15 protein-coding genes are annotated in these 22,216 nt (G+C 37.6%); 9 read left to right on the top strand and 6 right to left on the bottom strand.

The features are described 5' to 3' along the window. Positions 1-145: 145 nt before the first annotated feature. The 5 genes from JW962_00750 to mutS are packed head-to-tail and all read left to right on the top strand — an operon-like array spanning position 146 to position 7,666. A complete protein-coding gene (locus JW962_00750) occupies positions 146-697 on the top strand; it encodes a hypothetical protein (protein MBN1373850.1) in 552 nt (183 codons plus the stop codon). Between the two features lie 5 nt (positions 698-702). Further along, positions 703-1,521: an AmmeMemoRadiSam system protein B gene (gene amrB, locus JW962_00745; GenBank protein ID MBN1373849.1), complete on the top strand. Its 819-nt coding sequence runs from the start codon at positions 703-705 to the stop codon at positions 1,519-1,521. 17 nt (positions 1,522-1,538) lie between these two features. Further along, entirely contained in the window at positions 1,539-2,615 is a 1,077-nt protein-coding gene (locus JW962_00740; GenBank protein ID MBN1373848.1) for an AI-2E family transporter, read from the top strand. Between the two features lie 53 nt (positions 2,616-2,668). Then, positions 2,669-5,080: a hypothetical protein gene (locus tag JW962_00735; GenBank protein MBN1373847.1), complete on the top strand. Its 2,412-nt coding sequence runs from the start codon at positions 2,669-2,671 to the stop codon at positions 5,078-5,080. A 30-nt stretch (positions 5,081-5,110) separates the two neighbouring features. Further along, complete coding sequence (mutS, locus tag JW962_00730) at positions 5,111-7,666, top strand: DNA mismatch repair protein MutS (GenBank protein MBN1373846.1); 2,556 nt, start codon at positions 5,111-5,113, stop codon at positions 7,664-7,666. Here mutS and JW962_00725 read toward each other — a convergent pair. The 6 genes from JW962_00725 to JW962_00700 form a co-directional block, all read right to left on the bottom strand. Continuing rightward, positions 7,659-8,372, bottom strand: coding sequence for a response regulator transcription factor (locus JW962_00725; GenBank protein ID MBN1373845.1), 714 nt, complete (start codon positions 8,370-8,372; stop codon positions 7,659-7,661). The genes mutS and JW962_00725 overlap by 8 nt on opposite strands. 106 nt (positions 8,373-8,478) lie before the next feature. Beyond that, positions 8,479-8,751, bottom strand: coding sequence for an HU family DNA-binding protein (locus JW962_00720; GenBank protein MBN1373844.1), 273 nt, complete (start codon positions 8,749-8,751; stop codon positions 8,479-8,481). Positions 8,752-8,836: 85 nt separating this feature from the next. After that, positions 8,837-9,637 carry a YmdB family metallophosphoesterase gene (locus tag JW962_00715; GenBank protein ID MBN1373843.1) on the bottom strand — a complete coding sequence of 267 codons (801 nt, stop codon included), beginning with the start codon at positions 9,635-9,637 and terminating at the stop codon, positions 8,837-8,839. 83 nt (positions 9,638-9,720) lie between these two features. Continuing rightward, the gene (gene rny / locus JW962_00710) at positions 9,721-11,238 is read right to left on the bottom strand and encodes a ribonuclease Y (GenBank protein MBN1373842.1); all 1,518 of its coding nucleotides are present in this window, start codon (positions 11,236-11,238) and stop codon (positions 9,721-9,723) included. Positions 11,239-11,502: 264 nt separating this feature from the next. Continuing rightward, complete coding sequence (locus tag JW962_00705; GenBank protein MBN1373841.1) at positions 11,503-14,049, bottom strand: hypothetical protein; 2,547 nt, start codon at positions 14,047-14,049, stop codon at positions 11,503-11,505. Positions 14,050-14,164: 115 nt separating this feature from the next. Further along, positions 14,165-14,866, bottom strand: a complete 702-nt coding sequence (locus tag JW962_00700; protein MBN1373840.1) for an NUDIX domain-containing protein — start codon at positions 14,864-14,866, stop codon at positions 14,165-14,167. A 157-nt stretch (positions 14,867-15,023) separates the two neighbouring features. Between JW962_00700 and JW962_00695 the strand changes: the two genes are divergently transcribed. Genes JW962_00695 through JW962_00680 form a run of 4 tightly spaced genes read left to right on the top strand, consistent with a single transcriptional unit; the run spans position 15,024 to position 22,191 of the window. Beyond that, entirely contained in the window at positions 15,024-16,442 is a 1,419-nt protein-coding gene (locus JW962_00695; GenBank protein MBN1373839.1) for a proline--tRNA ligase, read from the top strand. Between the two features lie 24 nt (positions 16,443-16,466). Beyond that, the gene (locus JW962_00690; GenBank protein MBN1373838.1) at positions 16,467-17,810 is read left to right on the top strand and encodes a carboxypeptidase regulatory-like domain-containing protein; all 1,344 of its coding nucleotides are present in this window, start codon (positions 16,467-16,469) and stop codon (positions 17,808-17,810) included. Positions 17,811-17,856: 46 nt separating this feature from the next. Continuing rightward, a complete protein-coding gene (locus tag JW962_00685; GenBank protein MBN1373837.1) occupies positions 17,857-20,787 on the top strand; it encodes a preprotein translocase subunit SecA in 2,931 nt (976 codons plus the stop codon). A gap of 6 nt (positions 20,788-20,793) precedes the next feature. Next, positions 20,794-22,191 (top strand): insulinase family protein, encoded by a 1,398-nt coding sequence (locus tag JW962_00680; protein ID MBN1373836.1) that lies wholly within the window; start codon positions 20,794-20,796, stop codon positions 22,189-22,191. Positions 22,192-22,216 lie beyond the last annotated feature (25 nt).

The raw sequence follows: 22,216 nt of genomic DNA, 5'->3' as shown, positions 1-22,216 counted from the left end.
AGCGGACACCAGATAGTCTCTGGAAGTGTCCTGAAATTTAAAGATTTATGGAGGTTTCCCGACAAGTCGGGATTTCACTCAGGTTGAATATTGAGCGTTCAACAAGTCCTCCGGTGGACAACTAAATAACAAAAATCTATTTAACATGTTAAATGTACTTAAAAAACTGCTTATAAGTTTGCTAATAATGTTTGTTAGCATGCCTTTGCTTTTGACTCCTGTTTTAGCAGAAGGAGACTCTGTTGAAAATTCACAAGAAACCGATACAACCGAATCTGAAGAACCGGTTAATCCTTCTAACACCAATGGTGAGTACTGGATTTTTCATAGTGAGAGCTGTCCGCACTGCAAAAAGGTTGTCCAATTTGTTGAAAATCAAAATTTAACCGATAAAGTAGTACTAAAGGAACTTCCTGCCAGTCAAGCCGAAACGGATCAGACGCTTTGGGATAACCAAACCCAATTCATTGAGATAATACAAGAGCTTGGTCTTGACGGAGGCATTCCTCTCATTGTAAAAGATGGTTCGTATGTTTCCGGGGATACACCAATTATTAATTATTTAACATCCGAATTTTCGTTAAGTGAGGAAGTTACCGCTGAACCAAAAGGTATATCTCCATTACTAATAGGTATTCTTAGCTTAGTAGGAATCATAGTTATTTTGTTCGTTTTGCTTAAGGTTGTTAGTACATAAACCTTATGATTAGACCGATTGTTGCTGCCCCTGCACTGTATCCCGATACCGGACTTTTAGAATTTTTAAGGCTATATGAATCTACCTATTTAAAGCAGATAAAGTCTAAGTACGATCTGTTTTCCAAAAAATTTGTTTCGGTAAAGGGGTTGATTGTACCACATGGTCCTTATACTTATACGGCCGGTGTTCAGACTGTAACCTTTGGATTGCTAAGTAAGCTTTTGAACTTGAAATCAGTAACTTTTATTTTTATTTCCGAAAGTGAAACTTTTTCCAATAAGAATATAGGAATATATCCATATACGGGGTGGGAAACACCACTTGGTGTTGTACAAACAGATAACGAGTTAATATATAAGCTTAGTAGAGAGCCTGGTTGTAAAATAATTGAAAGATTCTCGGAAAAGGAGACTGCTATAGAATCAGAGCTTCCGTTTGTTCAGCATTATTTTTCCGACATCAATTATAAAATAGTTGCATTAGCGGTTCCTAAATCCGAAAGTTACGAAGAGTTGACTACAATTATTGATCACTTTCCCCGTGAAACATGTATACCAATAGTGTGCAGTAATGTAGCTGTAGGGAATAATACATCCAAGGTTAAACAGATTATTGGTATTGCAAACAAGTTTATTCCAATGCTTGATACAATAACTATCCAAAATGAGTGCGATGGTGCGTTTCAAACCGGAATTTTGGCATTAATGCAATATGCCAGAAGAAATAGGTTTAATCTAAGTTTGATTGAGCAGGCCTGTTCGCAGGATTTTGGTGATACACGTAATTCCAAGGAAGGATATAGTTCGTTCTTTTTATATTAGTTTGGTATAATTAATGCATGGATGAGAAGCAAGTTATAAAAATTGAAATATCAAAAGATACAATAGTTCGGGTTATGCTTGTTTGTGTTTTGGGTCTTGGAATATGGTACACACTCTCCAGAGTATGGGATGTTTTTATTATTTTGTTCCTTTCATATATCTTGTCAGTTGCTTTAAGACCAACAATAAAAGCATTGTCTAAAAACAACCGTTCAAAAGCCGTATCAATAATTGTTGTGCATGCTGTATTTTCTCTATTGCTTGTACTTGTTACCGGTTTCATAATTGTTCCCATAGTAAACGAACTGCCGAATCTTTTTCAAAACCTGGAAAGTTCACTTGAAAATATTGTTACAAATTACGGGTTCATAGCTGACTTTATTAAACTTTGGGGAATAGATCCTTCCTCAATTGACATTGGTAACTCGCTAAGAGAGACTTTCAAAGGATTTTTATCAATGGATTTGCTTCAACAGGGAATCGGTTTTGCAAATAATGTAATCGGTGTTGCTGTTGCTGTTCTAACCATATTTATTATATCTCCGTCTCTTTCGTTTATGTATGATGACATGATGATAGGTATCCTGAATCTAATTGCAGATATTAAAAAAAGAAAGAACATTCACAACCTAATCGAGACAATAAACGAGAAAATGGGTTATTGGTTACAAGGTCAATTAATCTTGTGTGTAATCATATTTGTGTTTTCGTGGATTATCCTATCGTTACTTTCCGTTCCATTGGCGTTGCCGCTTGCGCTTTTGGCCGGATTGCTCGAGGTTATACCCAATTTAGGTCCACTCATTTCTGCAATAATTCCTGTCGTAATTGCAATCGCCGGTGGAAATATTTACCAAGCAATTGGAGTAATTGTTGGATTTGTTATACTTCAGCAGATTGAAAACTATTTCATAGTTCCCAAAGTTATGTCAAAATCAGTTTCATTGCCTTCACTTGCAATTCTTTTGACAGTCCTTGTAGGTGGGAAGCTGATGGGACCGTTGGGTGCATTTATTTCAATACCTGTAGCCGCAATTGTCAAAATCATTATCGATTATTCAATTTCTGAGAGAGAGAAAAAGATTCGAAATTGACGATATTATAATGAGTTGATATAATTGTTTGGATTATTTTAAACTGCCTAGATTTGAGTATATTTACTTCTAAAAAGTCACCCAAAGACGATCTGTTTTCCATTCATTACGATGACATTACAAGAGAATTAGTTGAAAAGTATAACGAGAATCTCTATTCGCTATGTGGTTTAAAAGGTTTTAGTATTGTAAGAATTAGCCCATTCGATATTCCTGTCCCAAAGTATTTTGTTATAACATCAAACGTATTCGATATTGTTTTTTCAGAATTTTTAGGAGCTATAAAAGATACATCGGTTAAAGTTCAGGTGGAAAAACCCACTCCAAACGTAAACTTACCCGATGAGGTTGTTACGTTAATACTTAAAAATTACGCCAGACTTTCAGGCTTTTCCGATGCATGGGTAGCTATCAGACCGTCAATAGTTTTACCGACCGACAAAAAGCTTGTTAATTTTGCAGGTCAAGTTGACACATTGCTTAATATCCGGGGGGAGGATGATGTTGTAAAGGCTGTAGAAGAAGTATATCGAGCCTATTGGGACAAAGACGTGCGTAGATTTCTTGTTAATAATGGAATTGATTTATCAAATGTTAAACTTGCAATCGTTATTCAAAAAATGGTCCAGTCCGAGAGTGCGGGTGTAGTATTTACAAGGAATCCAATAAATCGCAAGGCTGATGAACTTATGATAGAAGCCGTTTTTGGACTTGGCAACACAATTGCCGACGGATTAATCACTCCTGATCAATATATTATCGATCAAAAAGACCTTCGAATAATTGAAAAAGTAATTTCACCACAGGAGTGGATGCTTGTGCGCGATGTGCCAAGGCGGGGTAGCATGAATAATGACAAAAAAATAGAAATCTCAGCTGCATGGCAACGTAGGGCAAAACTATCCGATCACATAATTCTTGAGTTATCCGAGATTGCGACAATGCTTGAAAAAGGTGTTGGCTCCGAATTGGAAATAGAATGGGCGTTTTCGGGAGGACAGCTCTGGATCTTACAAACCAAAACTGCTGTATCGTATGGGCTTAAAAAAGAAGAGCTTACCGATAAGCTCGAAATAGACAGTAGTGTGGTTGACGATCTTCTAAAAGAAATTAATCAAAAGAAAGCCAAAAATAAATCTAAATCAATTTCCGACGGACAGCCAATTGTTACCGGGAATTCCACAAACGGTGTAAAAGTAACTGTTTCCGGAAAAGCGCTTTTAATAAGTAGTCGACTACTCGACAAAGTACCGCAAATAACTGAATACGTAAAAGATTCAGACTTTATTCTTGTAACTGATCGGTTGGACAATCGTTTGATTCCACTGCTTCCTAAGGTTAATGCAATTATTAGTGATGAAGGTGCAATTGCGAGTGATTTATCAATAGAAGCCACTGCCAATAATATTCCCATAATTTCAAACACATTTGTGGCCACATGGATGCTTAAAACAGGAGAGTTTTTAACTGCGGACGGCTCTACGGGAAACATATTTTCATCGGGTAAGGATTTGCAGTCGGAACTTGAAAGTCCCAAAACCCAAAAGTTACCAAAAGTTAAAAAGAAGATTACTCAATCTATGCCGATTCATGATTCAACCGTCGAGACAATAACCAAAATCTGGATTGATTTGGATAGTTCACTTGTTGCTCCACAAGAAGTGAACATGGCTGCTGTAAGTGGTATATATTCAGTAAGCCTGCAAGACTTGATCACTAAAATTGGTCAGTCTCCTTACGGTGTTTTGACCGGTGATTTAAGAAAGCAATACGAGGAGAAGATATACAAAGAACTTTTCGATATTGTCGAAAAAGCCGACAACAAAAGAATTACAATTTCTCTTGATTTGCCAAGGGGCAAAACTTTTTATGCAAAACTTGCAAATCATCCAACCCAACTAGCCCAGGTAGCACCGAACTCCGACCTTCTCCCGATGTTTCTGGCAATTGTAAGGAAAATAGTCAATGCAAAACACAAAAAGAATCTTGCGTTTGCTATTGAAAATACCAGAACTGCAACCGAGGCTTTGGCTGTAAAGCGAATAATCGAGGCTACCGGATTTGCCTCGTTGGAGCGTCCGAAGGTTGGCGTTACCGTTCATTATCCGTCCATGATATATGATATTCCCAGGATTGCTTCGGAACGCATTGATTTTATAACAATAGATATAGATACTCTTGTTACTCATCTTTTTGCAAACGACAAAAACTCAATTATAGAGCTTGAATTAAATAGTGTTGTTGTACAAGCAATTCGAAAACTTATAGACGATGTGACCCTTAATCGAGCTGAAGTATATATTCACTTACACGATTCCAATTTCCTAGACATAAAAGAAGTTGTTCGCACATATACGAATCTTGGAGTTACCGGGTTTATATTTGAATCAGAACTTATTAGATCTAGTATCCACGAAGTGAATATCTTTGTTTCAGGACTCGAAAGCAGACTTCTTGGTATATAGAACTCTTTATAAACCTGCTATAATCCACTAATGAATACTCCATTGATGCAACAGTATCATAGTATAAAAAGGCATTACGAAAATGCAATTTTACTTTTCAGAATGGGTGATTTCTATGAGACCTTTAACGATGATGCAATAAAGATTTCCAAGGAACTTGACATAACCTTAACCTCCCGTGATAAAAACAAAGACAATACTCCTCTTGCAGGGTTTCCGTATCATGCTATGGATACGTACCTGCCTAAGCTACTCGGGGCCGGGTTAACGGTTGCCATTGCTGAGCAGATCGAGGATCCAAAACTTGCCAAAGGGGTAGTAGAACGAAAGGTTGTTCAGGTAATAACTCCCGGAACGGTTTACCATTCAAATGTTTTAAAACAGGATAAAGGGAATTATATGGTTGCTCTTTGGGAAAATAAAAATAATTTTGGACTAGTGGTCTTAGAATTTTCTACGGGTGAACTGTTGGTAACTGAAATTTCAGGATGGGAGAATACCTTGAATGAGATAAACAAGTTTAATCCATCGGAAATAGTAGTTTCCGACAAACAGATATTTAATTTTCCGACCACATATATTGTTCATCCTGTAGCGGAACGTGAATTTTTTGCAAACAATGATTATAGGCTTGAAACAAAATTTAGAGTTCACAATGTTAATGGACTGGGCCTAACCGATTACCCCTTGGTTCAAAAATCGTTGAGTGCACTTTTAAAATATATTGAAGAAAATCAGTTTTTGCTCCCGAGCCATCTACAGACACCAAGAGTTTATAATATTTACGATACAATGATTCTTGATTCTCAGACTGTTAACAACCTGGAGTTAAATACCAGATTGTTTGAAACATTAAACGAGACTCAAACGGGTATGGGTGCAAGACTTTTAAGATATTCAATATTAAATCCACTATTAAATCACAAAGAGATTTTAGAGAGACAGCAGCGAGTAAAATATTTTGTGAACAACTTCGAAAAGCTAAATATCGCAGAATTACTTAAACGTGTGTCAGATATTGAACGACTGTTCGGAAGGATTGGAATGTATAGAGCAACTCCAAGGGATGTTTCTGCACTAGGTATGGGTCTATCATTAGTTGTGGATATAAATTCTACTTGCAAAAATTATCCGGATGCAATGTCGCCCAAAATTGTAGCAGAGATTACAAAAGTGACTGAGCTTATTAAAAACACGTTAATTGACATTCCTCCCGCAAATATTAATGGGGGAAGATATATAAAACCCGATGCGGATCCGGAAGTTAAAAGGCTTTCGGATATAATCCTAAACAGTTCATTGTTTCTAAAAAATTATGAGAAGGAAGAGCAAGCACGTACGGGAATATCCTCACTTAAGGTTACATTCAATAAGGTATGGGGTTATTATCTGGAAGTTACAAACACTCATCTTGAAAAGATCCCTTCAGATTATGTACATAAACAGACGCTAACCAATGCCACTCGATTTATAACTTCAACACTTAAGGAATTCGAAAACGACATATTCTCAGCGGAGGAGAAGATTGTCATTAAAGAGCGCGAAATATTTAATAAACTGTTAACCGACATAATAAATTATAAGAAAGCAATAAAAGAAGCAATAAAATACATATCATTTCTGGACTTGTATAATTCTTTCTCATTAGTTGCAACCAAGCGTGGATACACATGTCCGAAGGTTAGTGCAATGACTGAAGGCAAAAAGTTACTAAATATAAAAAATGGAAGACACCCTGTACTTGATTTAACATTAGGGTCTAGTTTTATTCCCAACTCGACTACAATTACTGAACAATCATTTGTTCACATAATAACGGGTCCTAACATGTCCGGAAAGTCTACATATATTAGACAAGTCGCGTTGATCTCACTTCTGGCCCAGATGGGTTCATTTGTTCCGGCGGACGAATGTGAACTCACAGTAGTAGATAGAATATTTACCAGGATAGGAGCGGGGGACGATATATCGTCCGGTAGGAGTACGTTTATGGTTGAAATGAGTGAAGTGTCTACAATTCTAAGAAACGCTACCGAGTTCAGTCTCTTGATTTTGGATGAAATTGGTAGAGGAACGAGTACATATGACGGTTTGTCAATTGCGTGGGCAGTAACTGAGCATATTGCACAGAAAATCAATGCTAGAACACTATTTGCAACACACTATCATGAGCTTACTGATCTTTCGGATATCTATTCGAGTATTTCCAACTACAATGTTTTGGTAAAAGAGGATGAGACCGAGCGCAAAGTTGTTTTCTTGCATTCCATAGGCAAGGGATCGGCAAGTAAGAGTTATGGTGTTCATGTTGCGGACATGGCTGGACTTCCATCAAAAGTTATTACTCGTGCCAAGGAAGTACTCAGCAATTTTGAAAAAGAATCAATCATAAAGCCAATTAGACCCAACATTAAATCCGAAACAAAAGATAATTCGCAACAACAGAGTTTGTTTTCCGGGGTATCTGACGAGCGCATAAAGCAATATGAAAATTTAAGGGCAATGCTTAGTGAAGTTTCTTTGGATGAAACAACACCGCTAAAAGCGCTGTCAATTTTGTCTGAAATAATTAAACGGGTTAAATAAGAATTAATCCGTAGCCTAGCTTTCGTTTGGTTTCAATTTTGGCGACTTTGGTTTTGGACAGTTTGCGTCTTAAGCGTTTTATAATTGTGGATACTGTACTGTCGTTTGTTTCCAATGACCGAAATACTATGCGTTTGATCTCGTCGGCGGATACAAACCGACCTATTTCTCTTAATAAAATCGAAAAAAGGGTAAGCTCTTTGGGACCCAATACGGTAATAATTTCCTTTGCTGAGAATATTTCACCGGTTTCTAAGTCAAAGGTAACACGGTTTCGTTTAAAGAATCTCTCGGGTGTATATCCCCCTAATCGTGTGGGTTCCCTTATAATTGTAGTTCCTTTCAATCGTTTTATCAGGTTAAAACACTTTAAAAAGAATAACATTGGGATAAACGGGCATAAGACAATGTCATCAACGCCGATTTGGAAGGCCGAGATATAAAATTGCCGATCAAATGATTTTGTTAGAATAATTATTGCCGTGTTCGAGATTGAGTTTTTAATTTTGCGACAAAGTTCCAAAAGATTTGGGCTAAAGTCTCTTTCCAAAATAAACAGGGCAGGGCTTTCTGCAATGATCATTTTCCAGAGTTTGTTTTCGGATAAGCAACGTTTTACGTTTAATTGCTGAAGATGGGGAAAACTATTAATAGTGATTTGTGAAGTAATTGTGTCTTTTGAGCAAACTATAACAAGCATTTCCATGTATTAAGGATAACGTGAGGGGCTAAAAAAGAAAAGGGTAGTAACTTGGCATCTTGCCAAAATAAAAACTCACGAGCCTCACAGGAGACCCGTGAGCTTAAAAGAACTATCTAACAGCCTTCTTGAGAACACTGCTAGCTCTCCATCGAGGAGCTTTGTGTGCAGGAACCTGAACAACAGCTTTTGTTCTAGGATTCATTCTCTTGCTGGCCTTAACGTTAACGACAACGAACTTACCAAAGTTCATTACCTTAACTTCTTGACCTTTCTTGAGAGCGGCTGCAACGGTTGAGAAAACAGCATCTACTGCTTCCATTGCTGCCTTTTTGGAAAGACCGGTTGCTTGTGCAACAGCGGCGATTAATTGCGTCTTTGTCATGTGGGGTTACCTCCTTTCTTGGATTTTGGAAAACCACGAAACTACGTGATTTTCAAGACAAGAATAACTAAAATATGTTAGTTTGTCAAGGTTTTGCTTTACGCACTTCGTTGATTCGCTTTATCAGGTTGCTACTTTGAGAGTTTAGAGTATCGACAATTACACCATTCACAATGATATTGGAATCATCGGAAATCTCGAACCGTTGGGGATATGGGAGCATCATTCTGTCAAAGATTATTTCCTTCTGAGCCCAAAGCACTGAATCTTTAGGTCCAACGGTTCCAACGTCTGTAATATAAGCAGTTTTTTGGGGGAGAATTTCTTCATCTGCGGTTTGAACATGAGTGTGAGTACCTAAGATTGCACTTACCTTGCCATCAAAATAAAGTCCAAAGGCTTTCTTTTCGGCGGTTGCTTCTGCATGAAAATCAACGATAATTGCTATATATTCCTTGGGATCAATTGTTTCTAGGTATTTCTCAAAACAAACAAATGGTTCTACCAGGGTACGTTCATTTATAAAATCCTCGCCCATTATGTTTATAACAAGGACTTTTCCCTGAGGAGTGTCTACGGCTATACTTCCGACTCCAACAGCTGTATCAGGATAATTCATGGGTCTAATAATCTGATATGTTGAGTCAGTAAGGATTTCCCAAAAGTCCGGCTGTTTAAAAATATGGTTACCTGATGTCATGACATCAATTCCGCAATTCTTTAGCTCGACAGCAATCTTGGTTGTTATTCCTTTTCCGTGTGCGGCATTCTCGGCATTGGCAATCACAAGGTCAATTCCTTCGGTTTTTCGTTTTTCAGGGATAAAGTCTGCAAGTACTTTTCTTGCATTTTCTCCGCAGATATCGCCTAAAAATAGTATTTTCACGATTATTGGTTTTTAAGTTATTCTCTTCCTACTTGCTGGACTTCTCTCATAGGTATCTTCCGGATTACTACTTCACTATTTTACTACTTTGCCGTATCGATTGCTCTTGTTTCCCTTACTACTGTTACCTGTATTGTACCTGGATAGGTTTGTGTTTCCTCTATTTTTCTGGCGATCTTTTGTGCAAGTACAATAATATCGGAGTCCTTTGCGTTTTCAGGTTTAACAATTACTCGGATTTCACGACCTGCATGAATTGCGTATACCTCTTTGACTTTGTTTTTTCCTACCTGTTGTGTAAGTTCCTCAAGTGCCTGAATTCGCTTGATATAGCTTTCGTATGATTCTTTTCTAGCACCCGGTCGTGCTCCGGATATTGCATCTGCAATACTTACAATTACTGATTCTATTGATTGTGGTTCTATATCACCATGATGTGACTCTATTGCATTCACAAGTTTTTCGGGAAAACCGTATTTTCTTGCCAAATCACCACTTATATGATGGTGTGGCTTGGAGATTTTTTGAGTTAAAAGCTTTCCTATGTCGTGTAAAAGACAGGCTTTTTTGACTAATGAAACATCTGCTTTTAGTTCTAGTGCAAGCTGTTCACCAATTTTCATTACTTCGAGCGTATGTTCCAAAAGACTCTGTCCGTAACTGGTTCGGTATTTCATTTTTCCAAGGAGCTTTACAACGTCGGAAGGTAGGTCTGTCCATTCTGCTTCCTGAGCAAGCATTTCACCGTTTTTCATTACTTCCTGGGCGATTTCTTTTTTAACCTTTATTACAATTTCTTCAATTCTTCCGGGATGGATTCGCCCATCTTTTACGAGTTGATGCATTGTTAGTGCTGCGATTTCACGTCTTAAGGGATCGAAACAAGAAAGACTTACATGAACCGGGGATTCATCGACAATTACATCGACACCTGTTGCGGCTTCAAATGCACGAATGTTTCGACCTTCTTTTCCGATGATTCGACCTTTTAGTTTTTCATCGGGAAGCTCAATTGTTGTCGTTGTGGTTTCTGCAACAAATTCGGTAGCTACACCTTGCATTGATTCTACAAGAATATGCTTTGCTTTTTCGGCTGCCTCTACTTCGGCCTTGTTTGTGGCGATCTTAATTTTCTTGGCCATACTTTGACTTAGGTCTGCCTCAAGTTCGGAAAGCAACCTTTTCTGTGCTTCTTCCTTTGTAAGCTGGGCAACCTTTTCAAGTGCATTTTGTAGTCTTTCACGTCCGTTTTTAAGCTCTGCAAGTTGTGTCTTTACTTCTTCTTCTTGTTTGGAAAACTGTGCTTCACGATTGTCAAGTTGGGAACTTCTTTCGTTAAGCAAAGAGTCACGTTTTAAGAGCTGTTGCTCTTGATTATCAAGGCGATCTCGAACTTCCTTTGCCTTTTCTTCGAGAATCTTTTTGTCTTCTAAGACCTTCTTCTCGGCCTCGAGAATTATTTCCTCTGCCTTATTACTGGCAATTCTTATTGCTTCTTCTTCGCTTAATCTTTTGGGAGCACTAAGTTTAGAGGTTGCAAAATATGATATTAATGCAGTTACCAATACGGCAATTACATAACCCCACATGATTTTAAACATTTAAATTATGCCTAAAAACGTTTTGTGTTGGAAAATGCGAAATTTTTTAGAAGATAGTTACCGGGTATTTTTTAAACTTTGTTGTATTTTCAAGTTTTAATAAGTTTCAGAGTTTAATAAATTTCTTAAAGACCAGTTGTAAGCTGTTCTTCTTTCTTCAGTCGCGCATAAATTTTACCAACTGTTAAACGTTTTCAACATAATATGATACCGCAACTTTAACTTTAAGTCAATGTGGAGTTGGTTACTCGATGGGTTGTGTAATTATTGGCTAAGTTGAGGTTTAAGTGTATCTACTCGTTCTTTCTCCTCTCCGCCCTTAGTTCCGTAAACTTTTATCCAATCGATCTTTCCGGCTTTAACACGACCTTGTCCTTCTAATACGTTTAATCCAAGTGCATCGTCGAGTGCACTCATCATGTGAGGAAGGGTAAAGGGAGGGTTCCACCATTGCCCGAAGACCTTTGCTCTTACGCCATCTACTATAGTTAGTATAGTATTTTTTATGTATCGGTTATATTCAGAAGGGGCAATCATTTGATTATTTATCATTCTAACAATTTCCGGTTTGTTCTTTATTTGTGATTTCAAGTGCTTTTGGTCTATTATTAAACTGATATTTCCAAGATAGGCTGGTGAATCCTGGTAAATTTGTCCTTTTAACATGATAATCTGTTCCTTGGTTGTTTGTTCAAATGATCTTAAGTGTAATGTATTTGTGTTTATCGACACAACTACCTCCGGTGGAGAAGCCTCATGAAACGAAACGGTAAAAACAAAGTGTTCGTTAGCAAAATCCGGCGACTTCTCAGGGGGTTCTTTCCCCAGAACGATTGCCTCTAGGGTTTTATCTTTGATCCATTCAGTGAGTCCTTCATATTTTCCTTCATATTTTCCGGTTAAAAATCTTTCAATATCTTTGGGTTTGTTTGGTCCCATTGCCCAAGGGGAATTTGCAAGTTTTTCGGGAAAATGGCAGGTTCTTGGTGCAAGCCAGTAGCCCTGACGAAGAACGGAAATCATTTCGTTACGAATATCGTTTATCTCCGTTGGTTTAAATAGGGTACTTGGTATAATTTCGGAACTAGGCATAATTTGATTTTGTAATTCAATAATTTGAGCCTTCTTTGACTTCCATTTAGGACTTTTTAGATATCCTTTTATTTTCTCTGCAATACTTCTTCTTTGGTATTTTTTAGATGTTTTGTAACAAGCTGCCGACCAGGGACTTGTCCCAAGTATGTCCGTTTTAATCTTTAGGATGCGTCGCTCGGTAGGAGTGAGTGATTTTGCCTTCTTAATTTTTAACGAAGCGTTAAAGATTTCACCCGTTGTTCCATCAATTGTAAGAAGGTCTCCTTCTTTGATTTTAATGTTATTAATGAAGATCTCTTTTTTCCCAACCTTAATGTCGCTGGTTCCTACAATGCCAGGTTTAGCAGTTGCTCTCATAATTATCGCCATATGACTTGCTGCCCCACCTTTGGTTGTTATAACTCCATTTGTTTGGATCAAGGTTTCGACATCGTTGGGATCGATATGGTCCATTACTAATATGGAAGGGAGCCTTTGTAATGAGTACCTTTTTACTGTCTTCGGTGAGAGAGCAAGATGTCCGCAAGCTGCACCTGTTGATGCAGGGATACCTTTAGCAATAAAGATGTTTTTTGATTTGTCAGCAATGCTTGTGGACAGAACTTTATTTATATGCTCATGCTTTACAAGTCTTACGGCCTCATTTTCAGTGATTAAACCTTCGTCAATCATATCTGATGCAATTTTAAATGCAGCATCACTAGATAGTTTAAGGGTTCGTGTTTGAAGAATCCATAATTTATTCTCTTCGATCGTAAATTCAATATCTTGGGGTCGTTGATAGTGTTTTTCTAGCTTTTCACCAAATTCCAAAAGTTTCTTAAATGCATCTGTATCGGGAATCTTTATTGAAACAGGATTTTGCATGCCACTTACAACGTCCTCCCCTTGAGCATTTTCTAAATATTCAATGTATGGAGCAGTAGATCCTGTGCGTGGGTTTCGCGTAAAAAGCACTCCGGTTCCTGAGTTCGGTCTGTTTCCAAAAACCATTTTTTGGATGGTTACCGATGTTCCAATATTGTCAGGGATTCCACTAAATTTTCTAAATGACTTTGCTCCCGGCTTGCTCCAGGAATTGAATACACCTGCAATTGCAAGCATTAACTGTTTGACCGGATCTTCGGGAAATTCGGACCCTGTGTGTTTCTTAACAAGTGTTTTAAATTCCAAAATAATTTGAGATAGCTCCGGGCTTTTTAATTTATCTTTGCGGTTCGCAACTTTTAGAATTATTTCCTCGAATAAGTCAGGATTAATTCCCAAAACAGTGTTTCCAAACATCTGGATTAATCTTCTGTATGAGTCCAATGCGGTTTGTTCACCAATCGAGTCCTTTAGGGTTTCAATGTTTTTGTCACATATACCTACGTCTAAAATGGTATCCATCATTCCTGGCATTGAGTATACAGATCCAGAACGTACAGAAACAATAAGTGGGTTTTCTGTTGACCCGAAGGTTTTTTGAGTTTCCTTTTCGAGTTGCTTTAGTGTAGCTATAATTTCTTTTTGTATTTTTGGAGAGAGTGACTTTTCTTTCTCAAACTCTTTCCAAACTTTGGTGGTAATTACGAAGGCTTTAGGTACAGGCAGATTCATTCGCATCATGTCACAAATCTTTGTAGCCTTGTTACCAAGTAGGGTAGAGTCAATTTTGAAAATTCTATTTGACAAAAGGAAAACGCGTTGGCCCGGTCCCTCTGAATGGTTGTTCATAACATCAATCTTACAAAAATAATGATATTCGTACAACCTTCCCGGGGTAATGTGCCAAGAAAGCCTAGTATTATACCAGATTTGGAGGCTTCCGTAAATGATAGGACATTAGAGGCTAGAATTCAGTGAGGACTCGTTTTTGTTCCACAAATATAATACTCTTCTTGTTTTCCCAGTAGGCTCGATCCCAAAGACCTGGAAACACCTTTTCTTTTTTTAGTGCTTGCTTCGTTATCCAAAAATTGCTGACACCTTCCTCTGGGTTGTCGATTATTAGCTCTCCTTCAAATTCAGTTACATCAAACCAATAAAAGTATTGATCTCGTAAAAATTTTCCTTCTTTATCAAAGTCGACAAAATGGTCTATCCCACCAAATTTTAGGGTTTTAACAATGAGCCCTGTTTCTTCCAAAAGTTCTCTACGAGCAGCTTCGTAGACTGTTTCACCAGCCCTAATTTTGCCTGTATGAAAGCCTATATAACCATAAAACGGGTGTTTTAGCCGCTTACTTGCAAGGTATTCTGTCTTTCTGCCAATTTTTCTACTTACTCTAACCAATACGCCACGTTTGCCTTGAACCTCTATCTGTGAAGAGTGCTCATCTATTCGATTTGAAAACTCCTTGCCTTCTGGTGTAAGTGTGTAGATGGTATTTATTTTGGAAACTAGACCAAGCTTAATCAATTTGTTTATGTGATATGTTAAATGATCTGTTGTAAGGCCTTCTATCTTTAGATCTCTAAATCTTGCTGTTGGGAGAAAGAGTAACTTTTTGAGGACAATCATTTGGAATGGATGGAGGTCAATTGGTTTCATTTTTGTGTAAAGTAATTTAGATTGTGGTGTAAGCTTAATGTATAAAGGGGTAACGAATCAAGTGAAATCGATTTAAGTAGGGACAGGTCTAGACCTGTCCCTACATTATTTGGCAAGATTCTGTTATTATTTACATGTTTACTTAACACTTTTTACAATGGCACAAAAAATAACACCACAGTCAAAAGATTTTGCAAAGTGGTATCAGGACGTAGTTTCAATGGCAGATTTAGCCGAGAGCTCCGAAGTTCGGGGTTGTGGAATAGTAAAACCATATGGGTACAAGATTTGGGAACTAATGAAAACAGAATTAGCAAGACTTATAGAAGAAACCGGAGCCGAAAACGTATATTTCCCAATGTTTATTCCATATGAAAATTTGCAGGCGGAGAAGGACCATGTAGAAGGATTCTCACCTGAACTAGCCGTTGTTACTCATGCCGGGGGTGAGAAGCTTGTTAACAAACTTGTGGTAAGGCCTACAAGTGAGACAGGAATGTATAAAGCATATGCAAAATGGATTCAAAGTTATAACGATCTTCCGCTTCGTTTAAATCAGTGGAACAACGTTGTAAGGTGGGAAAAACGTCCAAGGCCATTTTTGCGTTGGTCTGAATTCTTGTGGCAAGAGGGACACACGGTATTTGCAAAGGAGGAAGAGGCAATGGCTGAGATGTGGCAAATGCTGGACATTTACGAAAAGTTTTATGAGTTTTTGGCTATTCCGGTATTCAAAGGGAAAAAATCTCAAATGGAAAAGTTTGCCGGAGCCGAGATCACATCATGTGTTGAAGTAATGGCACGTGATGGAAAAGCTATTCAGGGTGCCACTAGTCACCATTTGGGCCAAAACTTTGCAAAAGTGTTTAACATAAAATTTGTTGGTGAAGATGGTGAGGAGCACTATCCTTATCAAAACAGTTGGGGGTGTACATGGAGGGCCATAGGTGTGCTTATTATGACCCATGGTGATGATGCCGGATTAAGACTTCCGCCCAATATTGCACCTATTCAAATTGTCGTTGTGCCAATTTACAAAGATGATAACAAAGAAACCGTCATAAGATATGCAAACGAAGTGGCAGATGAGCTTAAAGACTACAGAATTAAAGTTGATTTACGTGAAGGGATAAGTCCCGGGTTTAAATTTAACGAGTGGGAGTTAAAGGGCGTACCTCTTAGACTTGAGATCGGTGGAATGGAAACTGCAGATAAAACAGTTACCGTTGCAAGAAGGGATACTGGGGAAAAGTCTAAAGTTAACATCACTGATTTTATCTCGAGTATTCCGAACTTATTTTCACAGATACATGAAAATCTATATAAGCAGGCAGCTGACTTTGGTGGAACACATATTCATCGCATTGAAAACATGGACGAAATAAAAGATCAGATTGGTTTTTTTGAAGCATCATGGTGTGAAAGCCCTGAGAGTGAAAAGTTCTTGAAAGAAAAGTTTTCTATGGTTTCAAGGGTTTTGCCAAAAGAAAGCATGGATAAAGAGCCTAAAAATAAAAAATGCTTTATTACCGGTGAATCTGCAAAACACGACTGGTTATTTGCAAAATCTTATTAAATTAAAGCTTTAAAACTGCCTTAGGTGAAATCAAAGAAGATTATTAAGATTGTCATACTTGTGGGAGTTCCCGTTTTAGTCGTGGCTATTAGTATCTGGATTTATTTTAATTTCTTTGTTTGTAATAAGGATGTATGTGAGTTTGACAAAGAAAGCTTGCCCAAGAGTGAAATATCGGTAAATTGGGAGAATCTTCCCAATTTTGCTTGGAAACTACCAATGAAGATAGATCCTTTAATTAATGTAACCGGAGATACTTTAAACCTTATTCCGGAAACAGTACATCTGACATTAATAACCATTAACTTAGGTCATTATGAGGTTGTGGAGGAATATTATTTTAAAGACTCGGAATTTTCTGATTTTACTTATAAATTCAAATTATATAACGACTTACCTGACTCCAACTCTTTAATCTGGATATTTACAATATGTGACAAAAGCGGAAGAACATATTCAAGCGTGGTGGCAAATACGACAGCATACGATTTCATGGGTCTTTTCTTTATTCTCCCTGCATATATTCTTGTGGGGATAATTCTCTTACTGGGTTTAAAGGGTGCTTTAGTAAAGGAAAATGTAGTATCCGTTGTATATAATTCAAACACAAAGGTTCCTGTGTCCAGAGCCATTGTAAGACTGTATAAAGATGGAAGGCTATTCCAGACTGCGGTTTCTGATGTTCGTGGAATTTACAAACTTAACCCTATGCCGGGTAAATACAAGATTGATGTAAAGTGTGCCGGGTATAAATTTCCAAGTTTTCTCTCACCTAGGAGGGTCGATGGAAAATATGAAAATCTTTATTACGGTCAGGAGTTTACTATTGATGAGGGTCAGATTTACATAAAATTTAATATTCCACTAGACAGTACTTCAAAGGAGGCTGGTTTAATAAGAAAGGTTGCACTTGGTACCTTTAGCACGTTTCTGGGACTAAATACCGGATTAATGCTTGTGATGTTTTTGGCAATGACAACATTTTTTAGATTTTCCTCGATTGAGGCTTATGTTATAGACATTTTGCTATTAGGCATCTGGGGTTATAAGCTGTGGTTAGGGATTTTAAGTAAGCTAAGTTACGGTACGGTAAAAGATCAAGATGGCAAAACTGTTCCAAACTTACAGCTTGGGCTTTACGAAAGAGAGTTTGATAATCTGTTCTCAATTGTTACAACCGACGAAAACGGAAGATATCAGTTTGCCGTTCCCGGCGGGAAGTATTATATACAGTCGAATTCCCCCAAAATATCAGTTTTAGGAGATAATGGAAGCGATCATATATATGTTGACTTAAAACCCGGCAAGAATCATTTGTTTGCTCCTAATCTTAAGGTATATCGGGATTTTTCAGAGGACAAACCTTAATCTGTCACTTGTGTTACAATACAATGTCATAACTTTATTAAGATCTATGCAGATGTTTTCGTTTATTAAAAAACTTTTTGATCATAACTCAAAAGAATTGGAAAATGTACAAGCAATTGTGAATAGTATTAATGAACTTGCTCCCGAGATGAAAAAACTTTCGGACGCAGAGCTTGCAGAGAGTACTACGTATTTCCGAAAAAAATATGGGTTTTCCCAAGGTAAACCTCTTACTGCGGAAGAAAATGCGGATTTAAAAAAACACCTATTGACCTTGATTCCGGAGGTTTTTGCAAGGGTAAGGGAAGTTTCCGATAGAGTTGCCAAACACAGACAGTTTGATGTTCAGTTGATGGGTGGAGTGTTCCTAGCCCAAAATAAAGTAATTGAGCTTTTTACTGGTGAAGGAAAAACAAATGTTGCTCCACTAGCAGCATATTTGTATGGACTTTTGGGATATGGTGTCCATATTGTTACTGTAAACGACTATCTTGCTAAGCGTGATGCAGAATGGGTTGGCCATATTTTATATGCACTTGGTATGAGCGTTGCCGTAATAACTCCTCAGGCTGCCTATAAATTTGTGCCCGATGCAGAGGCAATTTCAAAAAATGGTGATGAAGTTAAGGCACTTCTTAAAGAAAAAGATCTTTCAATTATGGCTTCTCTACGAGGCGCAAACCTTATTGAGGTTACAAAGCGTGAAGCCTATGAGTGTGACATTACATATGGAACAAGCAGTGAATTTGGGTTTGACTATTTGCGTGATAACATGGCACGTTCACTTTCCCAAAAAGTTCAGCGGGGTCATTTTTATTCGATCGTTGACGAATGTGACTCAATCCTAATTGATGAAGCACGAACGCCACTTATTATTTCCGCTCCGGCGGCAAAGTCAAACGAATTGTATGTGACTTTTGCAAAGTTGGTAAAGGGGCTTAAGCGTGATACGGACTATACAGTAGATGAAAAGGATAGAGATGTTTACTTAACCGAAGAAGGCATTGCCAAAGTAGAAAAACTTTTGGCCGTAAAAAATCTTTGGGAGAATTTTGAACTTGCACATCATCTTGAAAACGCACTTAAGGCTGAAGTGCTATTTACCCGAGACGATGACTATATTGTGGCATCTGGCCAAGTTCAAATTGTTGATGAATTTACCGGGCGTGTACTCTCCGGTAGGCGTTATAGCGAAGGACTTCATCAGGCAATTGAGGCCAAAGAAGGGGTGGAAATTAAAAAGGAAAGCAAAACAATGGCAACGATCAGCTATCAGAACTTTTTTAGGATGTACGATTTTCTTTCCGGTATGACTGGAACTGCCGCAACGGAAGCCGAGGAATTTGCAGACATTTACAAACTCGATGTTGTAGTTGTACCAACCTACAAAGGGGTTATTCGTAAGGATTATCCGGACGTTGTATATAAGACACTAAATGCAAAGCTTAATGCAGTTGTTACTGAAGTAGAAGAATATTATAGTCAGGGTAGACCTGTGCTTGTGGGTACCGGTTCAGTTGAAGTATCCGAAGTTGTATCTTCACTTCTTATGAAAAAAGGTGTTCCACATAACGTACTTAACGCAAAAAACCACGAGAAGGAAGCATTGATTGTTGCAAAGGCCGGTGAGAAAGGTGCGGTTACCGTAGCAACAAACATGGCCGGTCGTGGTACCGATATTAAGCTTGGCGAAGGGGTAAAGGAGCTTGGCGGATTACATATTGTTGGTACTCAACGTCACGAAGCTCGCCGAATTGACAACCAGTTAAGGGGTCGATCGGGTCGACTTGGTGATCCGGGCTCGTCCAGATTTTTTGTCTCGCTTGAGGACGAGTTAATGCGTCGATTTGGTGGTGACATGATGAAAGGGATGCTTGATCGAATGGGTGTAGATGAGAATCTTCCCATAGAGTCGGGCTTTATAACTAAGGCAATTCAATCAGCCCAGAAAAAGGTAGAGGGTCACAACTTTGAAATTCGTAAGCATCTTGTTGAGTATGATGATGTTCTGAATAATCATCGTGGAATAATTTATTCACTCAGAGACGCCCTAATTTCTTTGTTGGACAAAGACAAAGAAATTCATAGTAAGTTAAACGACAAACAAATTCGGCAAAGATACAAAGATCTTGACTTAGATCGGTTTGATTTTGATCAATTTGAGATTTTTGTTAACGAATTTTCGATACTGGGGGAGAATCAGTCCGGATGGGATGATTTGTTTGGCGCTGATAATCTTGTTTTCCTGCCTGTAAGAAAGTGGATTTTACAAAAGGTTACTCAAAAGATTAAATCTGCTTTTACTTCGAGTTTTACTGCAGATGCCACTATCGACAAAGACGAGAGTACAAAACTTACACAAAATATGTTCTTACTTATTCCCGAGAATCTTTTGGATATAGCAATTTCGGAAATTGGGTTTAAAAATAGAGGGGATTTTGAGTCCTCAATGATAGAAAAGAAAGAAATGCAGGAAAAGCTAAATCTTGCCTACAAACTTGTCTTAAGAGTATTTACAAATTACTACCAGGAGTTTTATAAGGTGGCAAATGACATTGAGCGGGTAATAATTTTGTCTACAATTGATAAACTCTGGATAGATCACCTTGATGCAATGCGGGTTTTGCGCGAGGGGATTTCACTTAGGGGATATGCACAGAGAAATCCGCTTATAGAATATAAAAATGAGGGTTATAATCTTTTTAATGAATTACTTCTTGAGCTTGCCGATGGAATTGCTTCACGCATATTTAGAGTTCAACGAGTTTCTAAGCCTTTACCTAGTAACAGTTTGGTTCGTAATGCAATTGCAAATACACTTAAAACCATGAAAGACAAAAAGGAGAAGGATAAAAAGTCCGAAAAAACACCTCAAAAAGAAACAAAGTCTGATCCCAATAGACCGGGAAGGAATGATCCTTGTCCATGCGGCAGTGGGAAAAAATACAAAAAGTGTTGTTATCCTAATTTTGGATAAATAATTATGGACAGACGACTTATTGATACCTGGACAGATGAACGATATGAATCAACTTCGAATGTTTTTAAGCTCACTAATGGGTTGACTGTTGTTGAGAGTGTTAAACCAGAAATAAAGACTATTGACGTATCGATAATATTTAGGGGTGGGTCGTTTTTTGAAAAGCAGGCCAAAGTTCCGAATGGTACTGCACACCTGCTTGAACATATAATTGCCGGAAAACCTAACAAACGGCATAAGACACTTGAGGCTTTAGATCGGTCAACACTCGGAACACTTAAAGCTCCAAGTCTTGTTATAAATGCACGTACTTCGTTTATTAATCTTTATTTATATGGTAGCACTCACCAAAAAGGATCGTTAAAACTTTTGCGAAATCTTCGTTACAGGTTGGATTATCCTCATGAGAATATAGAAAAATATGTGACTAAGGAGAAGGAAGTTGTTTTATCCGAGATTGCAACGAGTAAAGAAAAGAAAGACGTAGGAATAAAACTCAATAAGTTTTTAATTGGAAACGAATATCCGGAGGTAACAATTCCGATTGGAGGAACTTCAAAAGATATCCCGAAAATAACAGCGGCTCATCTTATTAGATTTAAAGACATGATTTATAATCCCAAGAATGTTGTTGTTACCGTGCAGTATGGTAGGCGACTCTCGAAAGGACTTTGGGATGAGATATACAAAATTGCTGAATTGTTTACAAATAATAAGATTAGCTTTAAGTCGGAAAACAGACCGGTGAAAAATGAATTTAGTGTTTATCATTTTAAAGATGATTTATACAGAAATGATGTTTACGTAGCCGTATCGTATTTAAATAAGCGTCCCGTAAAAATTGATTATAAAAAAAGTGTACTGTGGAGTCTGTTTTACTCACTTTTCCAGGAAGTTGAAAGGATTTTTATTCGTGAAGGAAAGGGTTATATTTACTGGGGTAGCTATATAAACCATTATCTTATTTGGAATATTAACTCGAAGGGTTATAAATTTTCGTGTAGACTTGAGAAATTGGGTGACGTGATGGATGATGTATTTAACGTTTTAACATGCAAGATTAATGAGTTTCTTGATTCTTCTTACGGAAAACGTTGGTTTATTGATCAACTTAGCTGGTTCTTGTTTAAAGACAACTGGAAATATGAAAGTGAATATGCCGAAAATATAGGTATTAATATTTTGAACGGAAGTGATTATAAATTCTCTAGAGATAAGAAGGAAGCTGTATTAAAAAAACTAGAAGTGTCAGAGCTTAAATTATTTATAAAAGATCAGTTTCTAAATACTGCACCAAGACTGTGGTTGTCATCTCCATTTGAAAAGTCCAGAGTACTAAGAGTTCTAAAGAAGACAAGGTTTTATAAATACTTTTCTAAAATAAAGCCTAAGGTCATATAATATCTATTAAAATTGCGACATCCAA

The sequence above is a fragment of the Candidatus Dojkabacteria bacterium genome, assembly GCA_016927995.1.
Taxonomy (GTDB): Bacteria; Patescibacteriota; Dojkabacteria; order JAFGLO01; family JAFGLO01; genus JAFGLO01.
Note: the sequence above shows the minus strand (reverse complement) of the source record. Positions and strands in the feature narration are given on the sequence as shown.